Origin of the sequence: Bradyrhizobium sp. 31Argb (assembly GCF_043638955.1) — a bacterium.
Classification (GTDB): domain Bacteria; phylum Pseudomonadota; class Alphaproteobacteria; order Rhizobiales; family Xanthobacteraceae; genus Bradyrhizobium.
In genome coordinates this window covers 21,572-45,634 of record NZ_JBEGDB010000024.1, presented here as the reverse complement: position 1 = coordinate 45,634, position 24,063 = coordinate 21,572, and the positions used below count along the sequence as shown (strand labels likewise).

The window sequence follows — 24,063 nt, the reverse complement described above, 5'->3', positions numbered from 1 at the left end:
GGACTGACGAATTGCGAGACCGGATGGCGGCGTGCCCAACGCCGGTTTGCGCGACGAAGATTTCGAAGATCGAGGGCGAGCAAACGCCCAGGTCTTTATCTAGAAAAGCCGTTGCCTAGAAAAGCCGTTGCCTAGAAAAGCCGTTGCCTAGAAAAGGAGACGATCATGCCGTTACGCGTCGAGCTGAAGCCGTTTGAACGGATCGTCATCGGCGAGACCGTGCTGATCAACTCCGGCACCCGCACTTCCTTCCTGATCGACGGCGAAGCGCCTATCCTGCGCGAACGGGACACCGTGACCGCGGAGACCGCCAACACCCCGGCGAGGCGGCTCTATCATTGCGTCCAGACCATGTATCTGAAGAACGAGGTCCAGCGTTATCGGGCCGCCTATCTCGGTTTCGCCAAGGAGCTGCGGGAGGCCGACGCCAGCACGGGCGAGGCGCTCGATCTGGTTAACCGTCATGTGGCGGATGGCGCGCTTTACAAGGCGCTCAAGGAAATCCGCAAGCTGATGCAGCGCGAGCAGCAGCGCGCCGCGGCCTGAGCCTGCCGGCCCGCCCTCGCACGCGAAAACTCCAACGAATTCATTGCCTTCGTGCCGGTACGCGGCAGCGATCGATTCCGACGTGTCCGGCATCGGCCGCGCCGCACGGTATCAACATGCCATCCGTATTCACACGGACGGTAAAATTAAGTGGTTGTGAGCCGCCAAGGCCTATCGATTGACCAGCATCTACAAGAACAATCGAGAGGCGAATTCAGATGGACGATCCCCGTGTCGGCGAGCAGGCGCGGACCTGCCTTGTCGTCGATGATTCCAGCGTGGTGCGGAAAATCGCGCGCCGCTTCCTGGAAGAACTCAATTTCCAGATCATCGAGGCCGAGAACGGCGAGCGGGCACTGGACGCCTGCCGGCGCGCCATGCCCGCAGCGGTGCTGCTCGACTGGAACATGCCGGTGATGGACGGCCATGAATTCCTGCTCCATCTGCGCCGGCTGCCCGGCGGTGACCTGCCCAGGGTCGTGTTCTGCACGACCGAGAACAATATCGATCACATCTCGCGCGCGCTCGACGCGGGCGCCGACGAATACATCATGAAGCCGTTCGACAAGGACATCATCGCCGCCAAGTTCCACGCAGTCGGCCTGATCGCAGCCTCGATGCCCGCCTGATCGTTCGAAAATCCCTTGCGCTGAGAGGCCGCCGTGAACGCTTCCGACTACGAGTATCTGCGTAAATTGCTCAAGGACCATTCCGGTCTCGACCTGTCCGCGGACAAGCAATATCTGATCGAAAGCCGCCTGCTGCCGCTGTCGCGCAAATGCGGCCTCTCCGGCATCGACGATCTCGTGCAGAAGATGAGGGGCGGATCGGCCCGCCATATCGCGCAGGCGGTCGAGGCCATGACCACCAACGAGACCTTCTTCTTCCGCGACAAGGCGCCGTTCGATCATTTCCGCGATACGATCATCCCGGAGCTGTTGAAGGCGCGGGCGGGCCGCAGGACGATCCGGATATGGTGCGCCGCCGGCTCGACCGGGCAGGAGCCCTATTCGCTGGCGATGTGCCTGAAGGAGATGAGCGCGCAGCTTGCGGGCTGGCGCACCGAGATCCTCGCGACCGATCTGTCGCAGGACGTGCTGGAGAAATCCAAGGCCGGAATCTACAGCCAGTTCGAGGTGCAGCGCGGCCTGCCGATCCAATTGCTGGTCAAGTATTTCAAGCAGAACGGCGAGATCTGGCAGGTCAATGCCGACATCCGCGCGATGGTGCAGCACCGGCAGCTCAACCTGCTGCACGACTTCTCGCAGCTCGGCACTTTCGACGTCATCTTCTGCCGCAACGTCCTGATCTATTTCGACCAGGACACCAAGATCAATGTCTTCAACCGCCTCGCCAGGTCGCTCGAGACAGACGGCTTCCTGGTGCTCGGCGCGGCCGAAACCGTCGTCGGCCTGACCGACGTCTTCAAACCCTGTCCTGAAAAGCGCGGCCTCTATCGGCCGACCGGCACGCGTCCGGCGGCCGCCCCGATGGCGGCTGCCGCGATGCCCAGGATGGCCGCGATCGGAGGACGCTGACAGATGAAGGAGACCAGCAGGGCAGCGGAGCGGGTGACATTCAGTCGCGGCTATGAGGTGTGCATCATGGCCATCGATGGAACCTGGCGGCGCAATTGCGTGCTCAACGCCATCTCCGAAAATAACGCGGCGCTGAACGTCGAAGGCTCCATCCAGGGCCTTAATCTTAAGGAATTCTTCCTGCTGCTGTCCTCGACCGGGCTTGCCTACCGCCGCTGCGAACTGGTCCGCGTCAACGGCACCGAGATGGACATCCAGTTCATCCGGGGCAAGCCTGTGAAGAAGCGCGTCGCCGCGGCGGAGGGAACTGAAAGCCGCAAGACCTCGAGCTAGAGCGTTTTCGAGCGAAGTGGACACCGGTTCGCCTGAAGAAAACGCGTCAAAACGAGAATCTCTAGTTCGGGCGGTGCTCCATCGCCTTGGCCTCGAGCAGGAACTCGAGGGCCGCGCCAAGGCCGGCGTCCCATGCCTTCAGCACCGCCCCCGCTTTGGCGTAGCGGGGCGTGACGTCATCAAGCACGATAATGCCGGTGTCGGCGGCGTCAGTGGAAGCAGGCGAGGTTTCGCAGGCGATCGCGCTCTCAATCCGCAACAGGCTCGCCTGCACCTGCCCGATCAGACACATCAGGTCCGAGACGATTGATTGATAGGCGTCGTTTCCGTCGACGGCCTCAATGACGATATCGCTTTTTGCAGCTTTCTGCATGCGCGTTCTCCACGGTGGCCTATCTTTAGGGACCCCGGTGCTACTTGTGCGTTAAGCCGTCGTCCCGTACAAATACGGGCCAGTTCGGTGCGATGTCGATTGGAGCCATTGTTCGGTTTGCAGGTTTCACCACTCAGGGACGAATGACCTATGGCTGAGAGTGCCCCCTCCCGCGGGGAGATTTTCGTAGTCGACGACGATCCCGCCGTCCGCGACACGCTTTCGATGGTCCTGTCCGCAGCCGGCTATCAGGTGATCTGTTTTGCCGACGGCGCCGCGCTGTTGTCGGTCGCGCGAACCAGGACGCCGGCCTGCATCCTGCTCGACGTGCACATCCCCGGCAAATCCGGCCTCGATATTCTAAGGGAACTGCACGGCGAGGATTATCCGGCGCCGATCTTCATGATCTCGGGACAGGGCGACATCGCGATGGCCGTCAGCGCCATCAAGAACGGCGCCCTCGACTTCATCGAGAAGCCGTTCCGCGGCAGCGAGATCGTCGCCCGCCTCGATGAGGCGATCGGCGCCTATACGCGGCGCCAGGCCGACAGTTCCGCATCGCGGATATCAACGCTGCATTTTCCGGGACGCGAGCCATTGACGCGGCGTGAGCGCGAGGTGCTGGAACAATTCACCGCGGGCGCTTCCAACAAGGAAGCGGGACGTCACCTCGGCATCAGCCCGCGCACGATCGAAGACCATCGCGCCAACATCATGAAGAAGCTCGGCGCCAGGAATGCCGCCGACCTCGTCCGCATCGTGATGACCGCGCAGCAGCAACAGCAGCGCTCGGCCTAATTCGCCGTCCCGGCCTTGAGCCGGGACCCATAACCACAAATGTTGGTTGCGGCGCGAACGGGCGGCCACAGCGTTTTACATCACATATGCCTGTGGTTATGCGTCCCGGGTCAAGCCCGGGACGACAGCGTTATTTGCTGTGAGATATTGCAACATCTTTCGCATTTGAGCTGGCAGCCCTATGCGCTGAGCGCCTTGCGGATCATGATCGCCATGTCCGACTTGCGATAGGGCTTCGCCAGCAAGAGCACGCCTTCGTCCAGCCGGCCGTGATGGATGATGGCATTCTCGGTGTAGCCCGAGGTGAACAGCACCTTCACGTCGGGCTTCAGCTTGTGGATCTCTTCCGCGAGCTGGCGGCCGTTCATGCCGGGCATGATCACGTCGGTGAACAAGAGGTCGAACGGCCGGTCGGCGCGGGTGATGGCGAGCGCGTCCGCGGCGTTTGCGGCAGCCAGCGTGACATAGCCGAGCGAGTGCAATTGCGTCAGCACATAGTCGCGCACCAGCTTGTCGTCCTCGACGACGAGGATGGTCTCGTTCCCGCCTTCCAGTTTCGCCGCGACCGTCGACTCGATCGTAGCCGTCGCGCGGGCCGCTGGCGGCAGGTACATCTTGACCGTGGTGCCGTGGCCTTCCTCGCTGTAGATCTTGATGTGCCCCGCTGACTGCTTGATGAAGCCGTAGACCATGCTCAGGCCGAGCCCGGTGCCCTTGCCGGGACCCTTCGAGGTGAAGAACGGATTGAACACCTTGTCGATGATGTCGGAGGGGATTCCGGTGCCGGTGTCGCTCACCGCGATCATAGCATAGCGCCCCGGCCGGACGTCGCCCTGCAGTTTCGCGTAGGTTTCGTCGAGGAAGACGGTGCCGGTCTCGAGCACGAGCTTGCCGCCATTGGACATCGCATCGCGGGCGTTGAGCGCGAGGTTGAGGATTGCGGTGACGAGCTGGTTGGGGTCGACGACCGCAAGGCAGGTCTCGTCCTCGAAGATCGATTCAATCTCGACGTGCTCGCCGAGCGTTCGCTGCAACAGCTTGGTGGTCTCGACGATCAGGAGGTTGACGTCGATTTCGCGCGGGTCGAGCGGCTGCTTGCGGGCGAACGCCAGCAGATGCTGGGTGAGCTCGGCGCCGCGCCCGGCCGCCTCGTCGATCATCTTGGTGATCGCGGCAAGCTGCGGCTCGTTCTTCACCGCGTCGGCCAGGATCTCGATCGTGCCGGTGATGACGGTGAGGATGTTGTTGAAGTCATGCGCGATGCCGCCGGTGAGCTGGCCGACGGCCTCCATCTTCTCCGCCTGCCTCATGCGCTCCTCGGCGGCGATCTTGTCGGTGAGGTCGCGGACGAAGCCGTTGAACACGAAACCGTCGCGGGTCTTCAGCGCGGCGATGCTCAGTTCCGCGGTGAACTCCGTGCCGTCGCGCCGCCGTGCCAGCACCTCGCGGCGCGGCTGTTGCAACTGTACGCCGCCTGATTGCAGGAAGGCCCCCAGCGCCGCCCTGAGCGGGCCGTCCGGCCGCCCGAGCAGCTCGAATACGTTCTTCCCGAGCGCCTCCTCGTGAGGCCATCCGAACAGGCTTGCGGCTTGCGGATTCCAGTAGCGGATGACGCCCTTCTGATCGATCTGCACGAAGGCGTCGAGCGCGCTGTTGATGATGCCGCGCGCCAGTTGTTCGCTCTCGCGCAAATTCTCCTGCGTCTTGCGGCTTTCGGTCATGTCGCGCGCGGTCTTGCAGATGCCGATGATGGCGCCGGATGCCGACTTGATCGGCGAGATCGAGAGCGAGACCTCGACCGGTGTGCCGTCCTTGCGCAGCCGCACGGTCTCGTTGTTTGCGATCGTTTCGCCCCAGCCGATCCGGCGCACCACGTCGTCTGTCTCCGCGGCGCGGTCGGGCGGCACGATCAGCGAGATGTGCCGGCCCACCGCCTCAGTCGCGGTATAGCCGAACAGCCGCTCCGCGGCCGGGTTCCAGCCGGTGACGATGCCATCCAGCGAATGCGTGATGACGGCGTCGTTGGCGGATTCGACCGCGGCGCTGAACAGGCGCTCGCGCCCGGCCAGGCGGTCCCGCGCGGCTTCGGTCCGCAAATGTTCGACCACCTCGCGCTCGAGCGCAACCGTCTTGGCGTTCACCTCATTGATCACGCGCACGAAGGCGCGCGCCAGCACGCCGGTCTCGCCCGGCGCGTCGACCGGAATTGCGTCCGTGCCCTTCTGTGCGACGCTCTCGATCGCCGCCGTCAATTGCCGGATCGGCCGCATCAGCGACCTCGCGATCAGGATCGCCAGTCCCGCCGCGGCCAGCACGGCGAGCAGGCCGACGACGATCGAGCTGTTGCGGATCGTCGCCGCCGGCGCCATGAACACGGCGTTCGGAACCGTCTCGATCACCGCGATCCATTGATTGTCGACGAGCAGCGCGGGCGCCAGCGCCACGCCGTTGGGCCGTCCCCCCGCACCTTCGACCATGCGCGAGAAGGCCTGCGTGGTGCCCGGCGCCGACGCCAGATAGGGAAAGTCGCGCCGCCAATCGGCTCCTGTCTGCGCGCCGAATTCACGGGTGCGGTCGGGATGGACGAGGTAGTTGCCCCGGCCGTCGACCACATAGGCCGCTTCGCCGGGCCGTACCGAACTCCGCACGCGGTCCAGCTCGCCCCGCATGTCGATCTCGATCAGGATGATCCCGAACGGCTTGCCGTCGGTCGCCGGCACCGTCGTCGCCACCCGCAGGATCGGCGCCGGCTGCGCCGCGCCGGCATCCTTGTCCAAGTCGACCGGCGAGACATAGATTCCGCCGACACCAAGTGCGAGCGTGTCGCGGAAATAGGACGCGTCACCGGCGCGCGGCAGCTCTGCCTCCGGCACGGCGCGAACGGCGCCGTCCGGCCCTGAACGGTCGGCGCGGACGATCTCGTGCCCGCCATCGGCAACGCCGATATAACGCAGCCGCGCGTAAGCCGGCTTGATCGCGAGCTGCGCGGCCAGGCGGTTTTCCAGCCGCTCCCGCCACAGCGCCTCGCTGACATGATCGACCGGATCCGTCCCGTCGTTGAGACGGGCTCGCATCATGCCGATCACCGCGGCAAAATCGCGAAAGATCACGATGTCGGCGCGCGCGCTGTCGGCATAGGAAGTCAGGTCGCCCGCCACAAAGCGCGAATGGGTCTCGATCCGGTCGAGCACGCGCGGCACGAATGCCTGTTCCAGGTTGCGATAGCTCAGCCATGCGACCGCGCCCACTGCGATCGCAACCAGCGCAATCATGGCGACGGCGAGTCTGGTTGTGAGCGTCATCTGTGCGGTCGCGGCCTTCCTCTGTCCGGACCAAGCGACGGGGTGTCATCCCGGCTCGGGCGACTGATGCTAGAGCATGATCCGGAAAAGTGGAAATCGGTTTCCCGAAAAAGATCATGCTCATACAAAGAGCCAAAGCGGGATGACAATTCGAAGAAAAATCAGTTCGACGCCTACGCGCCGCGCATCAGTCGTTGAAATAGTGCGGATGCCGCGCGCGGATCTGCGCGAGCTCGCTCAGCGTTCCCGACAAATGGGTTCGCAGATGTTTTTGCGCTTCCTCCGGCTCACCGCCGGCGATAGCCTTGGCGATCAGCTTGTGATGGCGGACGATATCCTGCGCCTTGCCGGGCGAGGGCAGATGCAGCCGGCGCAACCGGTCGATATGCCCGCTGCGGCTGCGGATGAGAGCCCAGAGCTCTTGCTTGTCGGCGGCCTCGTAGAGCTGCGCGTGGAACTCGTTGTCGGCGGCCATGAATTTCTCGAAGGCGCCGGCCTTTGCAAACTGCTGTTGCCGCGCGATGGTTGAGTTGAACTGGGCGACGAGCGCCTCGTCCGGTTTCAGCGCAAGCACGCGCACGATCTCCAGCTCGAGCGCCTGGCGCAGGAAATGTGCCTGCTGCGCGCGGCGCAGGTCGATCCGGCTGACGACCGTCGCATATTGCGGGAACACCTCGACGAGACCTTCCTCCTCGAGCCGCTTCAGCGCGTCGCGGATGGGCGTCGAGGACACCCCGAACTGTTCTGCCAGCGCGGCGCGCGACAGCGGTGAGCCCGGCGGCAGTTCCAGCGCGATGATCATGCCGCGCAGGCGCTCAAACACCTGCGGCGCCGCCTGACGGTCGCGGTCGAGCAGCCCGCTCGATCGCGGGACGACACGACGCTGGCCGATTGCGGGTTGATCCATTTGAATTGCCGTTACGCCCGGCGAGAGGCTCGCCAACGATGCACTAATACATTAGTGCATCTCCCCAGGGGGTGGTCAATCCGCAACCCTCAGAGGAAACGCGTAATGAACAGGATGATGTGGCGGACGCTTGCGAGCGCCGCCGTGGCGGTTGGTTTGCTGCAGGGACCGGCGGCACTGGCGCAGCAAAAGACGGAAATCGCCCTGTCGCGGCAGCCGGGTATCTTCTATATTCCGAGCCACATTATCGAGAAGCAGAAGCTGATCGAGAAACATGCCGCGGCGCTTGGCGTGCCCGGCGTCACCACCAAATGGCTGACGTTCTCCAGCGGCGGCGCGCAGACCGATGCGCTGCTTGCGGGCGGCGTCGACATCCTCAATACTGGCACCGGCAATCTCTTGCTGCTATGGGATCGTACCCGCGGCGGCGTGAAAGGCATTGTCGCCACGTCTGCGCAGCCGATGACGCTGATCAGCCGCGATCCCAACATCAAGTCGCTGAAGGATTTTGGGCCGAACGATAAAATCGCGTTGCCGACCGTGAAGGTCTCGACGCAGGCCATCGTGCTGCAGATCGCGGCCGGCGAGTTGTTCGGCCCGGATCAATGGTCGAAGCTCGATCCCAACACCGTGCAGCTCGGCCACCCCGATGCCTATGCAGCAATGTCCAATCCGCAGCATGAGGTGCGCAGTCATTTCTCGATCCCTCCCTTTACCTTCCTTGAGATGAAGAATGTGCCGGGCGCGCATGTCGTGCTGAACTCGCCTGACGTGATGGGCGGCCCGCTTAGCCAGGCGCAATTCTTCACCACGACGAAATTCGCCGACGCCAATCCAAAAATCATCCAGGCCGTGCGGCTGGCGACCAAGGAGGCGCATGACCTGATCCGAAGCGATCCCAAGCTCGCGGTCGAAATCTACAAGGAGATCACTGGCGACAAGACGTCAGTTGAAGATTTGCTGGCCTGGCTGAAGGAGCCCGGCATGATGGAGTGGAATCTGGAGCCGCAGGGCACCATGAAATTCGCCAACCATCTCTTCAAGACGGGCACGCTGAAGACGCAGCCCAAGGCGTGGACCGACTATTACCTGCCGGTCGCGCATGACTTGAAGGGCAGTTGATCCCATGGCGCCGCTCCTTGACGTCTCCGATGTGACGCTGCGCTACAAGACGTCGAACGCGGTCATCACGGCGACCGAACGCGTCTCCTTCACGGTCGATCGCTCCGATCGCTTCGTGCTGCTCGGGCCGTCCGGCTGCGGCAAATCCACGCTGCTGAAGGCGGTCGGCGGGTACTTGCAGCCCAGCGAGGGCAAGATGCGGATTGACGGTCGCGAGATCGTCGAGCCAGGCGCCGATCGGATGATGATCTTTCAGGAGTTCGATCAACTCCTGCCGTGGAAAACCGTGCTGGAGAATGTGATGTTTCCGCTCCTGACCGCGCGGCGGCTGCCTCGCAAGGAAGCCGAAGCGAAGGCGCGGGCCTATATCGAGAAGGTCGGGCTGACTCGCGTGGTCGATAACTATCCGCATACGCTGTCCGGCGGCATGAAGCAGCGCGTCGCGATCGCGCGCGGCATGGCGATGGAGCCGGACATTCTGCTGATGGACGAGCCGTTCGCGGCGCTGGATGCGCTGACGCGTCGGACTTGCCAGGACGAATTGCTGCTGCTCTGGTCTGAGACCAAGTTCACCGTGCTGTTCGTCACCCATTCAATCGCGGAAGCTATCAAGATCGGCAACCGCATCCTGCTGCTGTCGCCGCATCCGGGGCGGGTGAAGGCCGAGGTCGCTGACGTCGACCGCGTCTCCAGCGAAGACGGCAGCGCTGCACGGCTGGAGAAGCAGATCCACGATCTGCTGTTCGCTGAAGCAGCAACCGCACGCTGAAGGAGGGGCGCGATGGGAGAAGCAACGATCCTGCTGCGCGAGGGCAATGCAGTGGCCGCGCCGGCCGCAAGCGAGGTCGAGCGCAAGCTGAGCGTGTGGGAGCTGCTCTGGAACGACGGATTTGTGCGCAAGGGGCTCATCATTGTTCTCCTGGCGGCAGCGTGGGAAGCTTACGGTCTGTTGCTCGACAATCCCCTGCTGTTCCCGACCTTCCATGACACCGTCGTCACCATGTTCGAGAAGGTGCGCGACGGCACCATCCCGATGCGGGCCTGGGCGTCGCTAAAAGTACTGTTTATGGGTTATTCCGCCGGCATCGCCCTGGCCTCGATCTTGACCATCCTCGCGATCTCGACCCGCATCGGCACGGATTTCCTCGAGACGATCACGGCGACGTTCAACCCGCTGCCGGCGATCGCGCTCTTGCCGCTTGCGCTGATCTGGTTCGGGCTTGGCAATGGCAGTCTTGTGTTCGTGCTGATTCATTCCGTTCTGTGGCCGGTGGCGCTCAATACCCATGCCGGTTTCAAGAGCGTATCCAACACGCTGCGCATGGTCGGCCGCAATTATGGCCTGCGTGGACTACCCTATGTGGCGCGCATCCTGATCCCGGCGGCTTTCAGTTCGATCCTGACCGGGCTGAAGATCGGTTGGGCCTTTGCCTGGCGTACGTTGATCGCCGCGGAACTGGTGTTCGGCGTGTCGTCGGGACAGGGGGGGCTCGGTTGGTACATCTTTGAGAACCGCAACCTGCTCGACATTCCTGCCGTGTTCGCCGGATTGTTGACGGTGATCATCATCGGCCTGATCGTCGAAAACCTGATCTTCCGCACCATCGAGCGGAACACTGTCCAGAAGTGGGGCACCCAGACATGAGCGACAAGAGGAAGCGTCCCGACCAACTCCGCAGCGCGCGCTGGTTCGCGCCCGATGATCTCAGGGCCTTCGGCCACCGCTCGCGCGCCATGCAGATGGGTTATGCGCCGGAGGAGTGGAAGGACCGGCCGGTGATCGCGATCATCAACACCTGGTCGGACGCCCAGCCCTGTCACATGCATTTCAAGAGCCGCGTCGACGACGTCAAGCGTGGCGTGCTGATGGCGGGCGGCTTTCCGATGGAACTGCCGGCGCTGTCGCTGTCGGAATCGTTCCTGAAGCCGACCACCATGCTCTATCGCAACATGCTGGCGATGGACGCTGAAGAATTGCTGCGCGGCCATCCGGTCGACGGCGTCGTGCTGATGGGCGGCTGCGACAAGACCACGCCGGCGCTGTTGCTCGCCGCCACCTCCATGAACCTGCCCACGATCTATCTGCCGGCCGGCCCGATGCTGCGCGGCAACTGGAAGGGCCGCACGCTGGGTTCGGGATCGGACGCCTGGAAATATTGGGACGAGCGGCGTGCCGGCAAGATTTCCGATGATGACTGGGTCGACATGGAAGCCGGCATCGCCCGCAGCTACGGCACCTGCATGACCATGGGCACCGCCTCCACCATGACCGCGATCGCCGAATCCGTCGGCATGACGCTGCCGGGCGCCTCCTCGATCCCAGCGGCGGATGCCGGTCACATCCGCATGGCCTCCGAGTGCGGCCGCCGCATCGTCGAGATGGTCTGGGAGGATCTGACCCCGCAACAGATCCAGACGCGGAAAGCGTTCGAGAACGCGATCACGGTCGCGATGGCGATGGGCTGCTCGACCAATGCGATCATCCATCTGATCGCCCAGGCGCGCCGCGCCGGCCAGGACATCTCCCTCGACGATTTCGAGAAGGCGAGCCGCGAGGTGCCTGTCATCGCCAATGTCCGCCCGAGCGGCGATCTCTATCTGATGGAGGATTTCTTCTATGCCGGCGGGCTGCCGGCGCTGATGAGCCGGATCAAGGATCATCTGCATCTCGACTGCCTGACCGTGACCGGCAGGACGCTGGGGGAGAATATCGCCCGCGCCGAAGTCTATAATGACGACGTCATCCGCAGCGTCGCGAACCCGATCTACAAGGAGGGGGCGCTCGCGGTGCTCAAGGGCAATCTCGCCCCCGACGGCTGCGTGATCAAGCCCTCGGCCTGTGATCCGCGCTTCCTGAAGCATTCCGGCCCGGCGCTGGTGTTCGACGATTACCCTTCGATGAAGAAGGCGGTCGATGATCCCAACCTCGACGTCACCGCCGACCATGTGCTGATCCTGCGCAATGCGGGGCCGCAGGGCGGACCGGGTATGCCGGAATGGGGCATGCTGCCAATCCCCACAAAACTCGTGAAGCAGGGCGTGCGCGACATGGTGCAGATCTCGGACGCGCGCATGAGCGGCACCAGCTACGGCGCCTGCATCCTGCATGTGGCGCCGGAAGCTTACGTCGGCGGTCCGCTCGCGCTGGTGCAGAACGGCGACCGCATCACCCTTGATGTCGCCGCCCGCAGCATCACCCTCGATGTGCCGGAGCAAGAGCTCGAACGTCGCCGCGCCGCCTGGAAGCCGCCGGAGCGCCGCTACGAGCGCGGCTATGGCTGGATGTTCTCACGCCACATCAAGCAGGCCAACGAAGGCTGCGATTTCGATTTTCTGGAGACCGGTTTTGGTAAGCCGGTCGACGAGCCATCGATCTACTAACTCCATGTCGTTCCGGGGCGCGCGAAGCGCGAACCCGGAACCTTGAGATTCCGGGTTCGCTCGCTGTCGCGACCGCCCCGGAATGACGAACCAGAAAGCGAGCAGACATGTCCAAACTCAGCGACGCCACCCGCAACAAGCTGAAAACCGTCTCCACGGCCACCGTCGCCACCGCGCTGTACAAGCGCGGTTTCCGCGTCCAGTGCATCCAGGACGTCCACCCCTTAAGCCCGGACCAGCCGACCATGGTCGGCGAAGCCTTCACGCTGCGCTACATGCCGGCGCGCGAAGACCTGAACAAGCTCGACGTCTTCCGCGACCGCTCGCATCCACAGCGCAAGGCGATCGAGGATTGTCCGCCCGGCGCGGTGCTGGTGATGGACAGCCGCAAGGATGCGCGCGCCGCCTCTGCCGGCGCCATCCTGGTGACGCGCCTGATGAAGCGCGGTGTCGCCGGCGTCGTCTCCGACGGTGGCTTTCGCGATTCCGCTGAGATCGCCAATCTCGGCTTTCCCGCCTATCATCACCGTCCGAGCGCGCCGACCAATTTGACGCTGCATCAGGCGATCGAGATCAACGTTCCGATCGGATGCGGCGACGCGCCGGTGTTTCCCGGCGACGTGATCCTGGGTGACAGCGACGGCGTCATCGTCATCCCCGCGCATCTGGCCGATGAGATCGCCGAGGAAACCTTCGAGATGACCGCATTCGAGGATTTCGTCGCCGAGGAGGTCCGCAACGGCCGCGGCATCTTCGGCCTCTATCCCGCCACCGATCCGCAGACATTGACCGATTTCGCGGCGTGGCGGAAAAGGAACGGACGCTAGATTTCGTTGTTCGAGCATGAACTCGGCCCAAACGTTTCCGAGTCGTGCTCGAACTCTTAAACCGATCTTTGGCACCAAGCCCGATCAAGACGGAGGAAAGCCATGCTGATGTTCAACAATCTGATCGACGGCGAATGGATGTCGGACGGCGCACGTTCGCCCAACGTCAATCCATCCGATACCAACGACGTCGTCGGCGAAGCCGTGCGCGGCACCCGCGCCCAGCTTGATGCCGCGGTTGCCGCCGCCAAGGCCGCATTCCCCGCCTGGTCGCGTGCGACGCCGCAGGTCCGCTACGACATCCTCAAGAAGGCGTCCGACGAAATCCTAGCGCGCAAGGATGAGCTGGGCCGCTTGCTGTCGCGCGAGGAAGGCAAGACCCTGCCGGAGGGCATCGGCGAGGCCGCGCGCGCGGGACAGATTTTCGCGTTCTTTGCCGGCGAGTGCCTGCGTATGGCCGGCGAGAAGCTTTCTTCCGTGCGGCCCGGCATCGACGTCGAGATCACCCGCGAAGCCCTGGGCGTCGTCGGCCTGATCACGCCCTGGAATTTCCCGATCGCGATTCCGGCCTGGAAGATCGCGCCCGCGCTCGCCTATGGCAACACGGTCGTGATCAAGCCGGCTGACCTGGTGCCGGGATCGACCTGGGCGCTGGTCGATATCCTGCAGCGTGCCGGCCTGCCCAAAGGCGTGCTCAATCTCGTGATCGGTCGTGGCTCCGAGGTCGGCGCCGCGCTGCTCGAACATCCCGATGTCGCCGCGATCAGCTTCACCGGATCGGTGGCGACGGGCCAGAAGGTCGCGGCAGCCTGCGTGGCATCGCGGCCGATGAAGAAGTTCCAGCTCGAGATGGGCGGCAAGAATCCGCTGGTCATTCTCGACGATGCCGACCTGAAGGTCGCGGTCGAATGTGCCGTCAACAGCGCATTCTTCTCCACCGGCCAGCGCTGCACGGCGGCCTCGCGGCTCATCGTTACCAAGGGCATTCATGACAAGTTCGTCGCCGCGCTCACCGAGCGTCTGGGCGGCCTCAAGGTCGACGACGCCCTGAAGGCCGGCACCGATATCGGCCCGGTCGTCGACCAGAACCAGCTCGATCAGGACCTGAAATATCTCTCGATCGGCAAGGATGAGGGAGCGAAGCTGGTGTTCGGCGGCGAGCGGCTGAAGCGCGACGCGCCCGGATTCTATCTGCAGCCGGCGCTGTTCACGGAGGTGACCAACAAGATGCGGATCGCGCGCGAGGAGATCTTCGGACCGGTCGCGGGCGTCATTCGCGTCAATGACTACGCCGAGGCGCTGGCGACCGCAAACGATACGGAGTTCGGTTTATCGGCCGGCATCTGCACCACCAGTCTGAAATACGCCAGCGACTTCAAGCGCAACGCCGAGGCCGGCATGGTGATGGTCAACCTGCCGATCGCCGGCGTCGACTATCACGTCCCGTTCGGCGGCCGAAAGGGTTCGAGCTATGGTCCACGCGAGCAGGGCAAATACGCGGCCGAGTTCTACACGACGGTGAAGACGGCCTATACGAATCCGTAAGGATGGCGGACATTCGGGCGGCGCTGCCGCCGCCCGAATGGTCTTGCCGCTACAACATCTCTGGCTTGAACAGCTTGCGATATTTGCGCGTGTTCTCGCCGGAGATCATGAACTCGCCGTCACCGCGATAGTGGATGGTCTTCGGATATTTCGGCGAGGTCGCGACGTGCGCTTTCACCACTTCCACCACGAATAGGCTGTACTTCCGGATCAGGCTTGAATCGATCAGCCGGCATTCGAAATTGGCGTAACACTCCTGGATCAACGGCGCGCGCACCAGCTCGCTGGGCCTGGGCGTCAGACCGAACTCGGCGAACTTGTCGATGTCGCGTCCGGAACTGTTGCCGATCCTGACCACCGTCGGCGCCAACTCGACGGTCGGCACGTTGATCACGCATTGTTTGCTGCGGCGGATCAATTCGAAGGAATGGTTGGCGTCCCAGATGTAGCAGCCGACCAGCGAGGGCTGAAACTCCATGATCATGTGCCAGCCCATGGTCATGATGTTGGTCTCATTCCTGTGCGCGGAGGAGACCAGCACGATCGGCCCGGGCTCGAGAAAGCGCCTGATGTTGTCGACAGGAAAATCCGTCTTGGTGTAGCGCGGCATCGGGCCTCCTCTCCTTCTCAGTTGTCGTCCTCGTTTGCGCTTCAAACTCCGCCGTCGTCCCGGCCAAGCGAAGCGCGAGCCGGGACCCATAAGCACAGGCGGTTTTGGTGACGAAGACTCGGAGTTACAGCCGGATTCAAGAAAGAGGTTTGGTGGTTATGGGTTCCGGGTCCCGGCTTCGCCAAGGGGCTTCGCCGCGGCGCGCAAGCCCGAGACGACGTGGGGAGGGAGCGGAGCGGAGGCTCATCTCAGACGCGTAGGGTGGACATAGCGCAGCGTGCCCACCATCCACGCTCGGTGCAGGAGAAGGTGGGCACGCTTCGCTTTGCCCACCCTACGATATCTACGCCACCGCGTCCGCCATCCCCACCGTCCACAGCGCAAACGCATACACGATCGCGATTTCATCGAGCCGGTTGAAGCGTCCCGACGCGCCGCCGTGGCCCGCGCCCATATTGGTGCGGAGCAGGACCGGGCCGCCGCCGGTCATGGTTGTGCGCAATCGCGCGATCCATTTCGCCGGCTCCCAATAGGTGACGCGGGGATCGGTCAATCCGCCCATGGCGAGGATCGCGGGATAGTCTTTCGCTGCGACATTGTCGTAGGGCGAATAGGACAGGATGGTGCGAAAGTCCTTCTCGCTCTCGATCGGGTTGCCCCATTCCGGCCATTCCGGCGGCGTCAGCGGCAGCGTGTCGTCGAGCATGGTGTTGAGCACGTCGACGAAGGGCACTTCGGCGACAATGCCGCCGAACAATTCGCCGGCGCGGTTCGCGACCGCTCCCATCAGCATCCCGCCGGCCGAGCCGCCATGGCCGACGATGCGTTTTGTGCTCGTGTACTTTGCCTCACACAGCGCGCGGGCAGAGGCCGCGAAATCATCAAAGCTGTTGGTCTTCTTCTCGCGCTTGCCGTCGAGATACCAGCCCCAGCCCTTGTCGGCGCCGCCGCGGATATGCGCGATCGCATAGACGAAGCCGCGGTCGACCAGCGACAGGCGGTTGGTGCTGAAGGAGGCCGGCATCGCCATGCCGTAGGAACCGTAGCCGTAGAGCAGGAGCGGCGCCGAGCCGTCGCGGACGAAATCCTTGCGGTGCAGGATCGAGACCGGGACCTCTGCGCCATCATGCGAGGTCGCCATGATGCGCGTGGTGACGTAGTCGGCCGGATCGTGGCCGGAGGGAATCTCCTGGCGCTTGCGCAACACCCGTGTCCGCTTCGTCATGTCGTAGTCGTAGACTTCCGACGGCGTCGTCATCGACGAATAGGAGAAGCGCAGGTTCGTCGTCTCGAATTCGTAGGATCCCATGGTGTCGAGCGAATAGGCGGCCTCGTCGAAGGCGATCGCATGCTCCTCGCAGGTCTCGAGATCGCGGATCACGATCGCCGGCAGCGCATTGGCACGCTGGAGCCGCACCATGTGGCCGGAGAAAAGCTCGAGGTCGATGATGTAGATGCCTTCGCGATGCGGGATCAGGTCGCGCCAGTTCTTGCGCTCGGGAGCGCCAAGCGGCGCCGTCACCACCTTGAAGTCGATCGCGTCATCGGCATTGGTGAGGATGAACAGCTCTTCGCCGCGATCGGCGATCGAATATTGCACGCCCTCTTCGCGCTCGGCGATCAGCCGCGGCGGCGCCTCGGGATTTCTGAGATCGATCAGCCGCTGCTCCGACGTCTCATGGTCGCCGCCCGCGATCACGCAGAAGCGTCCGCTCGCGCTCTCATGCAGATGGGTGAACCATCCGGAATCCTGCTCTTCATAGACCAGCACGTCGTCGGCCTGTTTGGTGCCGAGCCGATGGCGCCAGACCTGCATCGGGCGATGATTGTCATCGAGCTTGACGTAGAAGAAGCTCTTCGCGTCCGCGCTCCACACCACGCCGCCATCGGTCTCCTCGACGATGTCGTCGAGATCGGCGCCGGTTGACCAGTCGCGCACGCGGATCGAAAAATATTCCGAGCCTTTGGTATCGGCGCTCCAGGCATGCAGCCTGTGGTCGGGCGAGTGCCGGCTGCCGCCGAACCTGAAATATTCGGAGGCTTTCGCCAGCTCGTCGCCGTCGAGCACTATGTGCGCCTCGCCGCCGTCGCGCGGCATGCGGCCGAACATCTCGTGCTGCCCGCCCTCGCGGAATTTGCGGAAATAGGCGAATGGACCGTCGGGCGAGGGGACGCTGGAATCGTCCTCCTTGATCCGCCCGCGCATCTCCGCCACCAGCTTCTTCTGCAAGGGTGCGGTGTGGCCAAGCAGGCTCTCGGCATAGGCGTTCTCGGCTTCGAGATAGTTGCGGATGTCAGGATCAAGGATCGAGGGATCGCGCAGCACCTCCTGCCATTTCGGGTCCTTCAGCCAGGCATAATCGTCGGTTACGGTGATGCCGTGCCGCGTGAAGGAATGCGGCCGTCGCGGCGCGACGGGCGCTGGGTGGGCAGGTTTCTTGGTGGCGGATTGGTCCACTCGGTCCTCGTTCCGTTTCAAAGGCTATGCCTTATATCGGGACGCAGGCGAGGATTGCCAGATGCGCGAACCGTAGCCCGGGTGGAGCGCAGCGCAACCCCGGGACCGTCGCTGCAGGTGGTGAGAGAACCCCGGGTTACGCTGCGCTTCACCCGGGCTACAAGGTCAATCGGCTCGCACGCTTTCGCCGAGCCATTCGATCGCGGCCTCGGTTCCGCCCTTGCCGTGGGGAATGCCGAGTGCGTTGAGCGCGACTTCGACCACGCCGAGGGTGCCCAAAATCATCGGCGCGTTGACATGGCCCATATGGGCGATGCGGAAGGCCTGGCCCTGCAGGTCGCCGATGCCGGTGCCGAGCACGACGCCGCATTTCTCCTTGCAATAGCGCTGCAGCGCCGCCGGGTCGTGGCCGTTCATGGTGACTGTCGTCACCGTGTTCGAGCGCTCGGCGGGTTCGGTGATGTTGAAGCCGAGCACCTGTCGCTCGGCCCATACCGCCACGGCACGCCGCACGGCTTCCGCAAGCAGGCGGTGGCGCAGATGCGCATTCTCCAACCCCTCGGCGGTGAGCATGTCGATCGCCTTGCGCAAGGCGAACAACAGATGCACCGGCGCGGTGCCGGCATATTTGCGATAGTGCTCGGTGCCTTCGCGTTCGGTCCAGTCCCAATAGGGCGTGCGCAGATTGGCGCGCTTGTGCACCTCCTGCGCGCGCGCGTTCGCCGCGACGAAACCGAGACCCGGCGGCGTCATCAGGCCCTTCTGCGAGCCGGACATCGCAACGTCGATGCCCCAGGCGTCCATCTCGAACGGCATGCAGCCGAGCGAAGCCACGGTATCGACCATGAACAGCGCCGGATGGCCGCTCGCCTTGATCGCCTTGCCGATCGCTTCGATGTCGTTATAGGCGCCGGAGGCGGTGTCGACCTGCACCGCGAGGATCACCTTGATCGTGTGCTCCCTGTCGCGCCGCAATCGCTCTTCCACTTCCGCGGGCCGGATCGCGCGGCGCCAGTCGCCCTTCAACACTTCGACCTCGGCGCCCATCGCGGATGCGGCAAGACCCCAGCCGATCGCGAAGCGGCCGCTCTCCAGCACCAGCACCTTGTCGCCGCGCGACAGCACGTTGGAGAGCGTGGCCTCCCAGGCACCATGGCCGTTGGCGATATAGATGTACGATTTGCCCTTCGTGGCGAACAGCGTTGAGAGATCGCGCAGCAGGCTCTCGGTCAATTCGACCATCTCTGCCGAGTAGATATCGAGCGCCGGGCGATGCATCGCCTGCAGCACCTCGTCGGGCATCGTGGTGGGGCCGGGGATGGCCAGAAATTCCCGGCCCGCGCGAACGGTCATTGTTGGGTTCCTTATGGCTGCGTCACGGAGACAGGCTGTGAATGCAGGATGGCGACGGGAGATTCAAGAGCGACAATCATATTTGATCGACGCCGTCATTGCGAGCGAAGCGAAGCAATCCATTTCGCCACTTGCGGCGGCATGGATTGCTTCGTCGCTTCGCTCCTCGCAATGACGTGTGATCACGTTATTTTCCGATCGCGTTGGCGACCGCATGCCAGATCTGATCCTTGATCTCGACCGCGGGCGGGCTCGGGATCGTCGTCGCCGGGCCGTCGCGCGGCTTGCATGCTTCCACCAGCGTCAGGATCCAGATCTCGCCGTCGGTGTAATAGAGGTCGCCGCCGCCGTTGCGGCCCGCGATAGTAGGCCCGATGCCGGTGACCTGATATTTTGCCGTCACCATGTGGGCGTTTTCCAGGTCGGCCGTGAGCAGGGCGCGCTCGGCGTCGAGGTCGGGACCGATGTGGTGCGTGATCGCGCCGGTATAGTGGCTGACGCCGACGCTGCGATCCTGCGTGGCGGCGCCGAGCCACACCGGCCGGCCCTCCTCGCCCTTGTCGAGCACCTGCCAGTAGCGGACATGGTTGCGGCGATCGGCGCTGTTTCCGATCGGCTTCTCGAAGGCGAGGTCTTCGCGGCGGCCGAGATAGAACAGATTGCTGACCGGCGCGTCGCGGTAGGGGCGGTCGAGCAGCACGCTGCCGACGATCTCGATCGATGATTTCAGCGTGATCGGATCGGCGGGATACCAGCCGGCGGCATGCATGGCGCAGACCACGTCATACTTGTCGCCGATCAATCCGATATTCAGGGGATCGCCGGGAATCCCCTGCGCGGTGCGCGTCACCATCGGCAGGTTGGCAAGACCCTTTTGGTGCTCGTGATGGGTCCAGAGCGCCGGCAGCACCAGATAGGCGGCAAGCGCGTAGATCGCGACCGTCAGCGCCAGCAGCAATTGGATGCGCCGGACCCGTCCCCGCCGCGCCGAAGGTTGCGCCTTGTCGTCGAGCTCTGTCACTGTGCCGCGCTCTCGAACCGAGGTTGCGCGGCTAGTCTAAAGCGTTTTCGAGCGAAGTGGACACCGGTTCGCGTGAAGAAAACGCGTCAAAACAAGAATCCAGAGCCTGCTCACCGCCTTGTCTCGCGGCAGCCGGCGGCTTCGGCCTCCTCGACCGAGCAGAACCAGCGCGTGCCCTTGGCGATCTTCATCTGGATCTTGGCGTACCAGCGGCTCTGCGGCGTGTGATAGATGCATTCGCCCGAGGTGTTGACGTTGCCCTTGATGGTGCAGTCGGGCGAGGGCGCGACGGGGCCGGACGCGGAGGCGAGCAGGATGCTGCGGGCGTTCTCCGGCGGCTTCACGGCGCCCAAAATCGGCGTCTTCTTGTTGCGGACGCGCCAGTCCCAGGGCGCGATGAAGGCGCCCTGCCACATCCCGGCCTTGGCTTCGCGCGCGGCTTTCTCGTCGGCCTCATAATCGTGCGTCAAGCGCGTATAGGCGAGCGCCCATCCATTGGCGACCAGCCATCTCTGGATGTCCTGCCCCTCGACTTCGCAGCGCGCCAGGACGCGGCCGCGGCGGTCGGTCGTGCCGCGGGTATGGCAGGTCCAGCTTTTGCCGCCGGCATGCTTGATCAGCTCGTCGCGCGCGGCGACCCCGCAGGTCCAGCGCTCACCGTGGGTGTTGAGGCAGAGCTGGTCGGTGGAGGGCGCGTCGATGCCGCCGAGGCGGATGCGAGTGGTGCCGATCTGGATCTGGTCGCCCTCGCGGATCTTCGGCACGCCGGTGATCTCGGCGGCCTGCGCCAGCGCGGGCGACAGCAGGAGGGCGGCGGTGAGGAGCAGCGATCGCATCGGCAGGTTCACGGATTGGCGAGCAATTGTGCGGAGATTCGGGCAAGCAAACCAGTAGCGCGAACGCCGCAGCCTTTTCAACTTCGCGTCATCAGCGGCGAATGGCGAATAGCGAGTGGCGAATAGGGGAAGGTCCACCATGCGCCACGTTCCCTATTCGCTACCCGCCACTCGCCATTCGCCGTCTTGCCAACGCCAGCGCCATCAGCACGAAGGCCGAGGTCACCTCGGGGCCGCCCACAAGAATCCGCGTCGGCGTCTTCATCTTGTTCCACTCATAGGCCTTGTACGGGGAGCGCCTGCCGCCCTCGCCGAAGCTCGCGACGATGCAGTGCAGCGCCGGCGCAAAGGTCGTGACCTCGGCGCCAAGATGCGCCAGCGCCATCAGCGCCAGCGCGGCATCGAACGCGTTCATCTCATAGGCGATCAATTCCTGCTGGACGTAGAGCAGCACCTGCGCGCGGATCATCGCGAACGCCCCGCCCGGGTCGATCACGCGCTGCGCCGCCAGCGGCAGCGCGATGAAGGCGGCGTAGCAACGGCCGAAATAGGCCGAGTAGAGCTCCGGCAGATAATAGATATGCGAGCGCGGCTTCCTGAACGCGCCGCTTTCCACCAATCGCCGCTGGAAGTCGATGATGCGGTGCACCGTCTCCAATCGCTGCGGGGTTTCAAGAATCCGCCAGCGCTTGAGGTTGCGGAAGCTGACCTCGAGGATGTCGAGATTCAGCGTCGGGTCGAGGTCGTTGCCGTAGGGACGGTCGCCGGCGAGGTTGTCGATCCAGGTGACGACGCCGCCCTCGTAATCGATATTGTCGTTGAGCGGCACGGTGACGCGCGGCTCGTTCGCCCCGCTCCGCACCTGGTAGCCGCGATAGAAATCCAAGAGCGGCTGCTTGAGGATCGGATGCTCGCTGCCGGCCTGCGTCGCCGCCGAGAACGAGCAGGCGGTGGTGTCGCAATCAGGCACATAGATGCCGAAGCCGAGATCCTGCTTGATCTGGGCGAAGAAGCGCGAGAAGCGCGGATGCGGCAGGGGCGCCAGCGCCGTGATCACGTTCACCGTCGAGCCGTCATGCGAGGGCACCTCCTCGGCACTGATCCGTAAGCAGAAGTCGACCATGTCGGCGATCGCCCCGCGCGCCGCGCTGGTCTCGGCGCCAGAGGCGAGCCCGGTCTCGATGAAGCTGAGCAGCGCCTCGGTGAAGAACGCGTCGTAATAGGCCGACCGGTGGCGGATCTGCATCGGCTGCCACATCGGCTCGGCGATCCCGCGCCAGGGCGGGTTGATCAGCGCGCGCGCCGGCGAATGCGCGATGAAGATGCGCGCGAGGTTGAAGAGAAGAGTCGAATTCTTGTAGCCGCGCGAGTTCAGCCCGCTCAGCGCCATCAACAGTTCGCGCCCGCCCATGTCGGCATCACCGATCAGATTGAACGCCGCGTAGGTCGGGATGAAACCGTTCTTCGCATACGACCGCAAGAGATGCGCGCCGCAGGCCCGGATCACGCGCTCGATCTCGGCAGCCGCGGGCGCCCGCGCCGGCGCCGCCGCCGCGGGCAGGGGGTGCCCCACGTCGATGCCCTCCATCAGCGCAGCGACGGGCGCGCCGATCGCCGCCCAGTCCGGCGCCTCGGCATCGCGCGCCTGTCTCAAGGCCGCCTGCAGCGCGCCGAGCCGCGCGCCGTCGCGCAAGGCCGGCAGGCCGGTCCGCCGCAACAGGCCGCGCAGCGCCGGATTACCGATCGCGGTCCGGTAGAATTTCCCCAAATGCGCATCCCCGCCGCGATATCTGAGCAGCAGGGGGTCACAGACGTCATAAAGCGACGGCCCGTCCTTCCGCACCGTGAGCGCCCGGCACACGGCCCCGGCAATGTCATGAAAACCCATGCCACCCCTTTCTGGCACGCATGATCCGGAACAGCCCGGAACCGGGCTTTTCCGAAAAATCCTGCGCAATCCAAGGAGGCCCCACCCAGAAGCCCCCTGCAAACCTTTGAATCGCAGCACAAAATCGCGGGAAACACAAATGTGACGGATGTCACATACACTGCCGCGTTTTGGCACAAACCTTGACCCGGCGCATTACGGATAAGACCGAAGGGCCGAATCAGGTTGCCCCGGAAGGCTTCGCAGGTTAAGGGTTTCTGTGTTGCGGTGCCGCAAATTGAGCACAATCTGACGGCACTCGATGAAGCAACCCCTAAAACCACAGACGGTTTTGACGCGACTATACAGTCGCGCCTTGGTCAACGATTGGGATCAGAAACGCATGAAGCTCAGGCAGCTCTCCCTTTCCGATCGCACGCTCATTGTCGCCGCTGCTTGCGTCGCGATGGTGTCGCTGGCGATCGGCGCGCATGCTGCGCTGAACAAGCGGCCGCTGGAAGCACCGAAGGCGGTCGCGACCGAGCAGGGCGTCGTGCCTGTGCAGGCGTCCCGCGTCGCGCTGATCATCGGCAACGGCCATTACCCCGATGCCAACCACCCGCTGCAGCAGCCGATCAACGACGCCCGCGATTTGGGCGCGGCGCTGCGCGCAAGCGGCTTCGATGTCGACGTCGTCGAGGACGCCACCAAGGACGACATGAGCCGCGCCGTCGACCGCCTGAAGGCGAAGGTCGGGCCGGATACCGTGGTCATGCTGTTCTTCGGCGGCTTCGGCGTGCAGGCCGGCCGCGAGAGCTTCATGCTCCCGGTCGATGCCGCGATCTGGAAGGAAGGCGACGTCCGCCGCGATGGCCTCAGCGTCGAGCAGGTGCTGGCCGCGATGGACGAGAAGGGCGCGAAGGCCAAGCTCGTGGTACTCGATGCTTCCCGCCGCAATCCCTATGAGCGCCGCTTCCGTTCCTACAGCCACGGCCTCGCCCCGATGAGCCCGCCCGAGAACACGCTGGTGATATCGTCGGCGACGCCAGGCAAGGTCATCGACGAGCCCGCGGTCGCCAACAGCGTGCTGGTCACTGAGCTCCTGGGCAACCTGAAGACCCAACCCGGCATCGAGGCCGCCTTCAACAAGACCCGCGCCTCGATCTCCCGCGCCAGCGAAGGCGAGCAGGTCCCGTCAGTGTCGTCGTCGCTGCTGGAAGATATTCGCTTAGGTGGCTAAGTGGCG

The 24,063-nt window shown here is 64.0% G+C and carries 21 protein-coding genes; 12 read left to right on the top strand and 9 right to left on the bottom strand.

What is annotated here, in order from left to right:
* Positions 1–165: 165 nt before the first annotated feature.
* From flbT to AAFX91_RS07285, 4 genes are all read left to right on the top strand, one after another.
* On the top strand, positions 166–546 hold the full coding sequence (gene flbT / locus AAFX91_RS07300; RefSeq protein WP_394566000.1) for a flagellar biosynthesis repressor FlbT: 381 nt from the start codon (positions 166–168) through the stop codon (positions 544–546).
* A 218-nt stretch (positions 547–764) separates the two neighbouring features.
* Positions 765–1,175: a PleD family two-component system response regulator gene (locus AAFX91_RS07295; protein WP_394565999.1), complete on the top strand. Its 411-nt coding sequence runs from the start codon at positions 765–767 to the stop codon at positions 1,173–1,175.
* Positions 1,176–1,208: 33 nt separating this feature from the next.
* Positions 1,209–2,084: a CheR family methyltransferase gene (locus tag AAFX91_RS07290; RefSeq protein ID WP_394565998.1), complete on the top strand. Its 876-nt coding sequence runs from the start codon at positions 1,209–1,211 to the stop codon at positions 2,082–2,084.
* A gap of 3 nt (positions 2,085–2,087) precedes the next feature.
* Positions 2,088–2,417 carry a PilZ domain-containing protein gene (locus AAFX91_RS07285; RefSeq protein ID WP_394565997.1) on the top strand — a complete coding sequence of 110 codons (330 nt, stop codon included), beginning with the start codon at positions 2,088–2,090 and terminating at the stop codon, positions 2,415–2,417.
* Between the two features lie 61 nt (positions 2,418–2,478).
* On the opposite strand, the gene AAFX91_RS07280 is transcribed toward AAFX91_RS07285, so the two are convergent.
* Positions 2,479–2,790, bottom strand: coding sequence for a hypothetical protein (locus AAFX91_RS07280; protein WP_394565996.1), 312 nt, complete (start codon positions 2,788–2,790; stop codon positions 2,479–2,481).
* 150 nt (positions 2,791–2,940) lie between these two features.
* Between AAFX91_RS07280 and AAFX91_RS07275 the strand changes: the two genes are divergently transcribed.
* Positions 2,941–3,588 (top strand): response regulator transcription factor, encoded by a 648-nt coding sequence (locus AAFX91_RS07275; RefSeq protein WP_394565995.1) that lies wholly within the window; start codon positions 2,941–2,943, stop codon positions 3,586–3,588.
* A 179-nt stretch (positions 3,589–3,767) separates the two neighbouring features.
* Here AAFX91_RS07275 and AAFX91_RS07270 read toward each other — a convergent pair whose 3' ends face one another.
* Both AAFX91_RS07270 and AAFX91_RS07265 read right to left on the bottom strand, forming a co-directional pair.
* Complete coding sequence (locus AAFX91_RS07270; protein ID WP_394565994.1) at positions 3,768–6,890, bottom strand: PAS domain S-box protein; 3,123 nt, start codon at positions 6,888–6,890, stop codon at positions 3,768–3,770.
* Positions 6,891–7,077: 187 nt separating this feature from the next.
* Complete coding sequence (locus tag AAFX91_RS07265) at positions 7,078–7,797, bottom strand: GntR family transcriptional regulator (protein ID WP_130581128.1); 720 nt, start codon at positions 7,795–7,797, stop codon at positions 7,078–7,080.
* 114 nt (positions 7,798–7,911) lie between these two features.
* Between AAFX91_RS07265 and AAFX91_RS07260 the strand changes: the two genes are divergently transcribed.
* The 6 genes from AAFX91_RS07260 (at position 7,912) to AAFX91_RS07235 (ending at position 14,672) form a co-directional block, all read left to right on the top strand.
* Positions 7,912–8,919, top strand: a complete 1,008-nt coding sequence (locus AAFX91_RS07260; protein WP_394566007.1) for an ABC transporter substrate-binding protein — start codon at positions 7,912–7,914, stop codon at positions 8,917–8,919.
* Positions 8,920–8,923: 4 nt separating this feature from the next.
* Complete coding sequence (locus AAFX91_RS07255; protein ID WP_130581130.1) at positions 8,924–9,688, top strand: ABC transporter ATP-binding protein; 765 nt, start codon at positions 8,924–8,926, stop codon at positions 9,686–9,688.
* 12 nt (positions 9,689–9,700) lie between these two features.
* Positions 9,701–10,564 carry an ABC transporter permease gene (locus AAFX91_RS07250; RefSeq protein WP_394565993.1) on the top strand — a complete coding sequence of 288 codons (864 nt, stop codon included), beginning with the start codon at positions 9,701–9,703 and terminating at the stop codon, positions 10,562–10,564.
* Positions 10,561–12,300, top strand: coding sequence for an L-arabinonate dehydratase (gene araD / locus AAFX91_RS07245; protein ID WP_394565992.1), 1,740 nt, complete (start codon positions 10,561–10,563; stop codon positions 12,298–12,300). The genes AAFX91_RS07250 and araD overlap by 4 nt, the downstream gene beginning before the upstream one ends.
* A 107-nt stretch (positions 12,301–12,407) precedes the next feature.
* Positions 12,408–13,127 (top strand): ribonuclease activity regulator RraA, encoded by a 720-nt coding sequence (locus tag AAFX91_RS07240; protein WP_130581133.1) that lies wholly within the window; start codon positions 12,408–12,410, stop codon positions 13,125–13,127.
* Positions 13,128–13,229: 102 nt separating this feature from the next.
* Positions 13,230–14,672, top strand: a complete 1,443-nt coding sequence (locus AAFX91_RS07235) for an aldehyde dehydrogenase family protein (RefSeq protein WP_394565991.1) — start codon at positions 13,230–13,232, stop codon at positions 14,670–14,672.
* 49 nt (positions 14,673–14,721) lie between these two features.
* Here AAFX91_RS07235 and AAFX91_RS07230 read toward each other — a convergent pair whose 3' ends face one another.
* The 6 genes from AAFX91_RS07230 to AAFX91_RS07205 all read right to left on the bottom strand — a co-directional run bounded on the left by AAFX91_RS07230 (position 14,722) and on the right by AAFX91_RS07205 (position 22,838).
* Positions 14,722–15,282 (bottom strand): flavin reductase family protein, encoded by a 561-nt coding sequence (locus AAFX91_RS07230; protein WP_282531329.1) that lies wholly within the window; start codon positions 15,280–15,282, stop codon positions 14,722–14,724.
* 343 nt (positions 15,283–15,625) lie between these two features.
* Positions 15,626–17,740 carry a S9 family peptidase gene (locus tag AAFX91_RS07225; RefSeq protein WP_130581136.1) on the bottom strand — a complete coding sequence of 705 codons (2,115 nt, stop codon included), beginning with the start codon at positions 17,738–17,740 and terminating at the stop codon, positions 15,626–15,628.
* Positions 17,741–17,905: 165 nt separating this feature from the next.
* Positions 17,906–19,093 (bottom strand): pyridoxal-phosphate-dependent aminotransferase family protein, encoded by a 1,188-nt coding sequence (locus AAFX91_RS07220; RefSeq protein ID WP_394565990.1) that lies wholly within the window; start codon positions 19,091–19,093, stop codon positions 17,906–17,908.
* 187 nt (positions 19,094–19,280) lie between these two features.
* Positions 19,281–20,114 (bottom strand): LssY C-terminal domain-containing protein, encoded by an 834-nt coding sequence (locus tag AAFX91_RS07215; protein ID WP_130581138.1) that lies wholly within the window; start codon positions 20,112–20,114, stop codon positions 19,281–19,283.
* Positions 20,115–20,224: 110 nt separating this feature from the next.
* Positions 20,225–20,950, bottom strand: coding sequence for a thermonuclease family protein (locus tag AAFX91_RS07210; protein ID WP_130581139.1), 726 nt, complete (start codon positions 20,948–20,950; stop codon positions 20,225–20,227).
* A gap of 160 nt (positions 20,951–21,110) precedes the next feature.
* Positions 21,111–22,838, bottom strand: a complete 1,728-nt coding sequence (locus AAFX91_RS07205) for a hypothetical protein (RefSeq protein WP_394565989.1) — start codon at positions 22,836–22,838, stop codon at positions 21,111–21,113.
* 382 nt (positions 22,839–23,220) lie between these two features.
* Between AAFX91_RS07205 and AAFX91_RS07200 the strand changes: the two genes are divergently transcribed.
* Positions 23,221–24,057, top strand: a complete 837-nt coding sequence (locus AAFX91_RS07200; RefSeq protein WP_394565988.1) for a caspase domain-containing protein — start codon at positions 23,221–23,223, stop codon at positions 24,055–24,057.
* The last annotated feature ends 6 nt before the right edge of the window (positions 24,058–24,063 follow it).

Excerpts from the sequence above, each read along its gene's own strand:
- flbT (WP_394566000.1), top strand. The coding sequence starts at position 166 with ATGCCGTTACGCGTCGAGCTGAAGCCGTTTGAACGGATCGTCATCGGC.
- AAFX91_RS07295 (WP_394565999.1), top strand. The coding sequence starts at position 765 with ATGGACGATCCCCGTGTCGGCGAGCAGGCGCGGACCTGCCTTGTCGTC.
- AAFX91_RS07285 (WP_394565997.1), top strand. The coding sequence starts at position 2,088 with ATGAAGGAGACCAGCAGGGCAGCGGAGCGGGTGACATTCAGTCGCGGC.
- AAFX91_RS07280 (WP_394565996.1), bottom strand. The coding sequence starts at position 2,790 with ATGCAGAAAGCTGCAAAAAGCGATATCGTCATTGAGGCCGTCGACGGA.
- AAFX91_RS07275 (WP_394565995.1), top strand. The coding sequence starts at position 2,941 with ATGGCTGAGAGTGCCCCCTCCCGCGGGGAGATTTTCGTAGTCGACGAC.
- AAFX91_RS07270 (WP_394565994.1), bottom strand. The coding sequence starts at position 6,890 with ATGACGCTCACAACCAGACTCGCCGTCGCCATGATTGCGCTGGTTGCG.
- AAFX91_RS07265 (WP_130581128.1), bottom strand. The coding sequence starts at position 7,797 with ATGGATCAACCCGCAATCGGCCAGCGTCGTGTCGTCCCGCGATCGAGC.
- AAFX91_RS07260 (WP_394566007.1), top strand. The coding sequence starts at position 7,912 with ATGATGTGGCGGACGCTTGCGAGCGCCGCCGTGGCGGTTGGTTTGCTG.
- AAFX91_RS07255 (WP_130581130.1), top strand. The coding sequence starts at position 8,924 with ATGGCGCCGCTCCTTGACGTCTCCGATGTGACGCTGCGCTACAAGACG.
- AAFX91_RS07250 (WP_394565993.1), top strand. The coding sequence starts at position 9,701 with ATGGGAGAAGCAACGATCCTGCTGCGCGAGGGCAATGCAGTGGCCGCG.
- araD (WP_394565992.1), top strand. The coding sequence starts at position 10,561 with ATGAGCGACAAGAGGAAGCGTCCCGACCAACTCCGCAGCGCGCGCTGG.
- AAFX91_RS07240 (WP_130581133.1), top strand. The coding sequence starts at position 12,408 with ATGTCCAAACTCAGCGACGCCACCCGCAACAAGCTGAAAACCGTCTCC.
- AAFX91_RS07235 (WP_394565991.1), top strand. The coding sequence starts at position 13,230 with ATGCTGATGTTCAACAATCTGATCGACGGCGAATGGATGTCGGACGGC.
- AAFX91_RS07230 (WP_282531329.1), bottom strand. The coding sequence starts at position 15,282 with ATGCCGCGCTACACCAAGACGGATTTTCCTGTCGACAACATCAGGCGC.
- AAFX91_RS07220 (WP_394565990.1), bottom strand. The coding sequence starts at position 19,093 with ATGACCGTTCGCGCGGGCCGGGAATTTCTGGCCATCCCCGGCCCCACC.
- AAFX91_RS07210 (WP_130581139.1), bottom strand. The coding sequence starts at position 20,950 with ATGCGATCGCTGCTCCTCACCGCCGCCCTCCTGCTGTCGCCCGCGCTG.
- AAFX91_RS07205 (WP_394565989.1), bottom strand. The coding sequence starts at position 22,838 with ATGGGTTTTCATGACATTGCCGGGGCCGTGTGCCGGGCGCTCACGGTG.
- AAFX91_RS07200 (WP_394565988.1), top strand. The coding sequence starts at position 23,221 with ATGAAGCTCAGGCAGCTCTCCCTTTCCGATCGCACGCTCATTGTCGCC.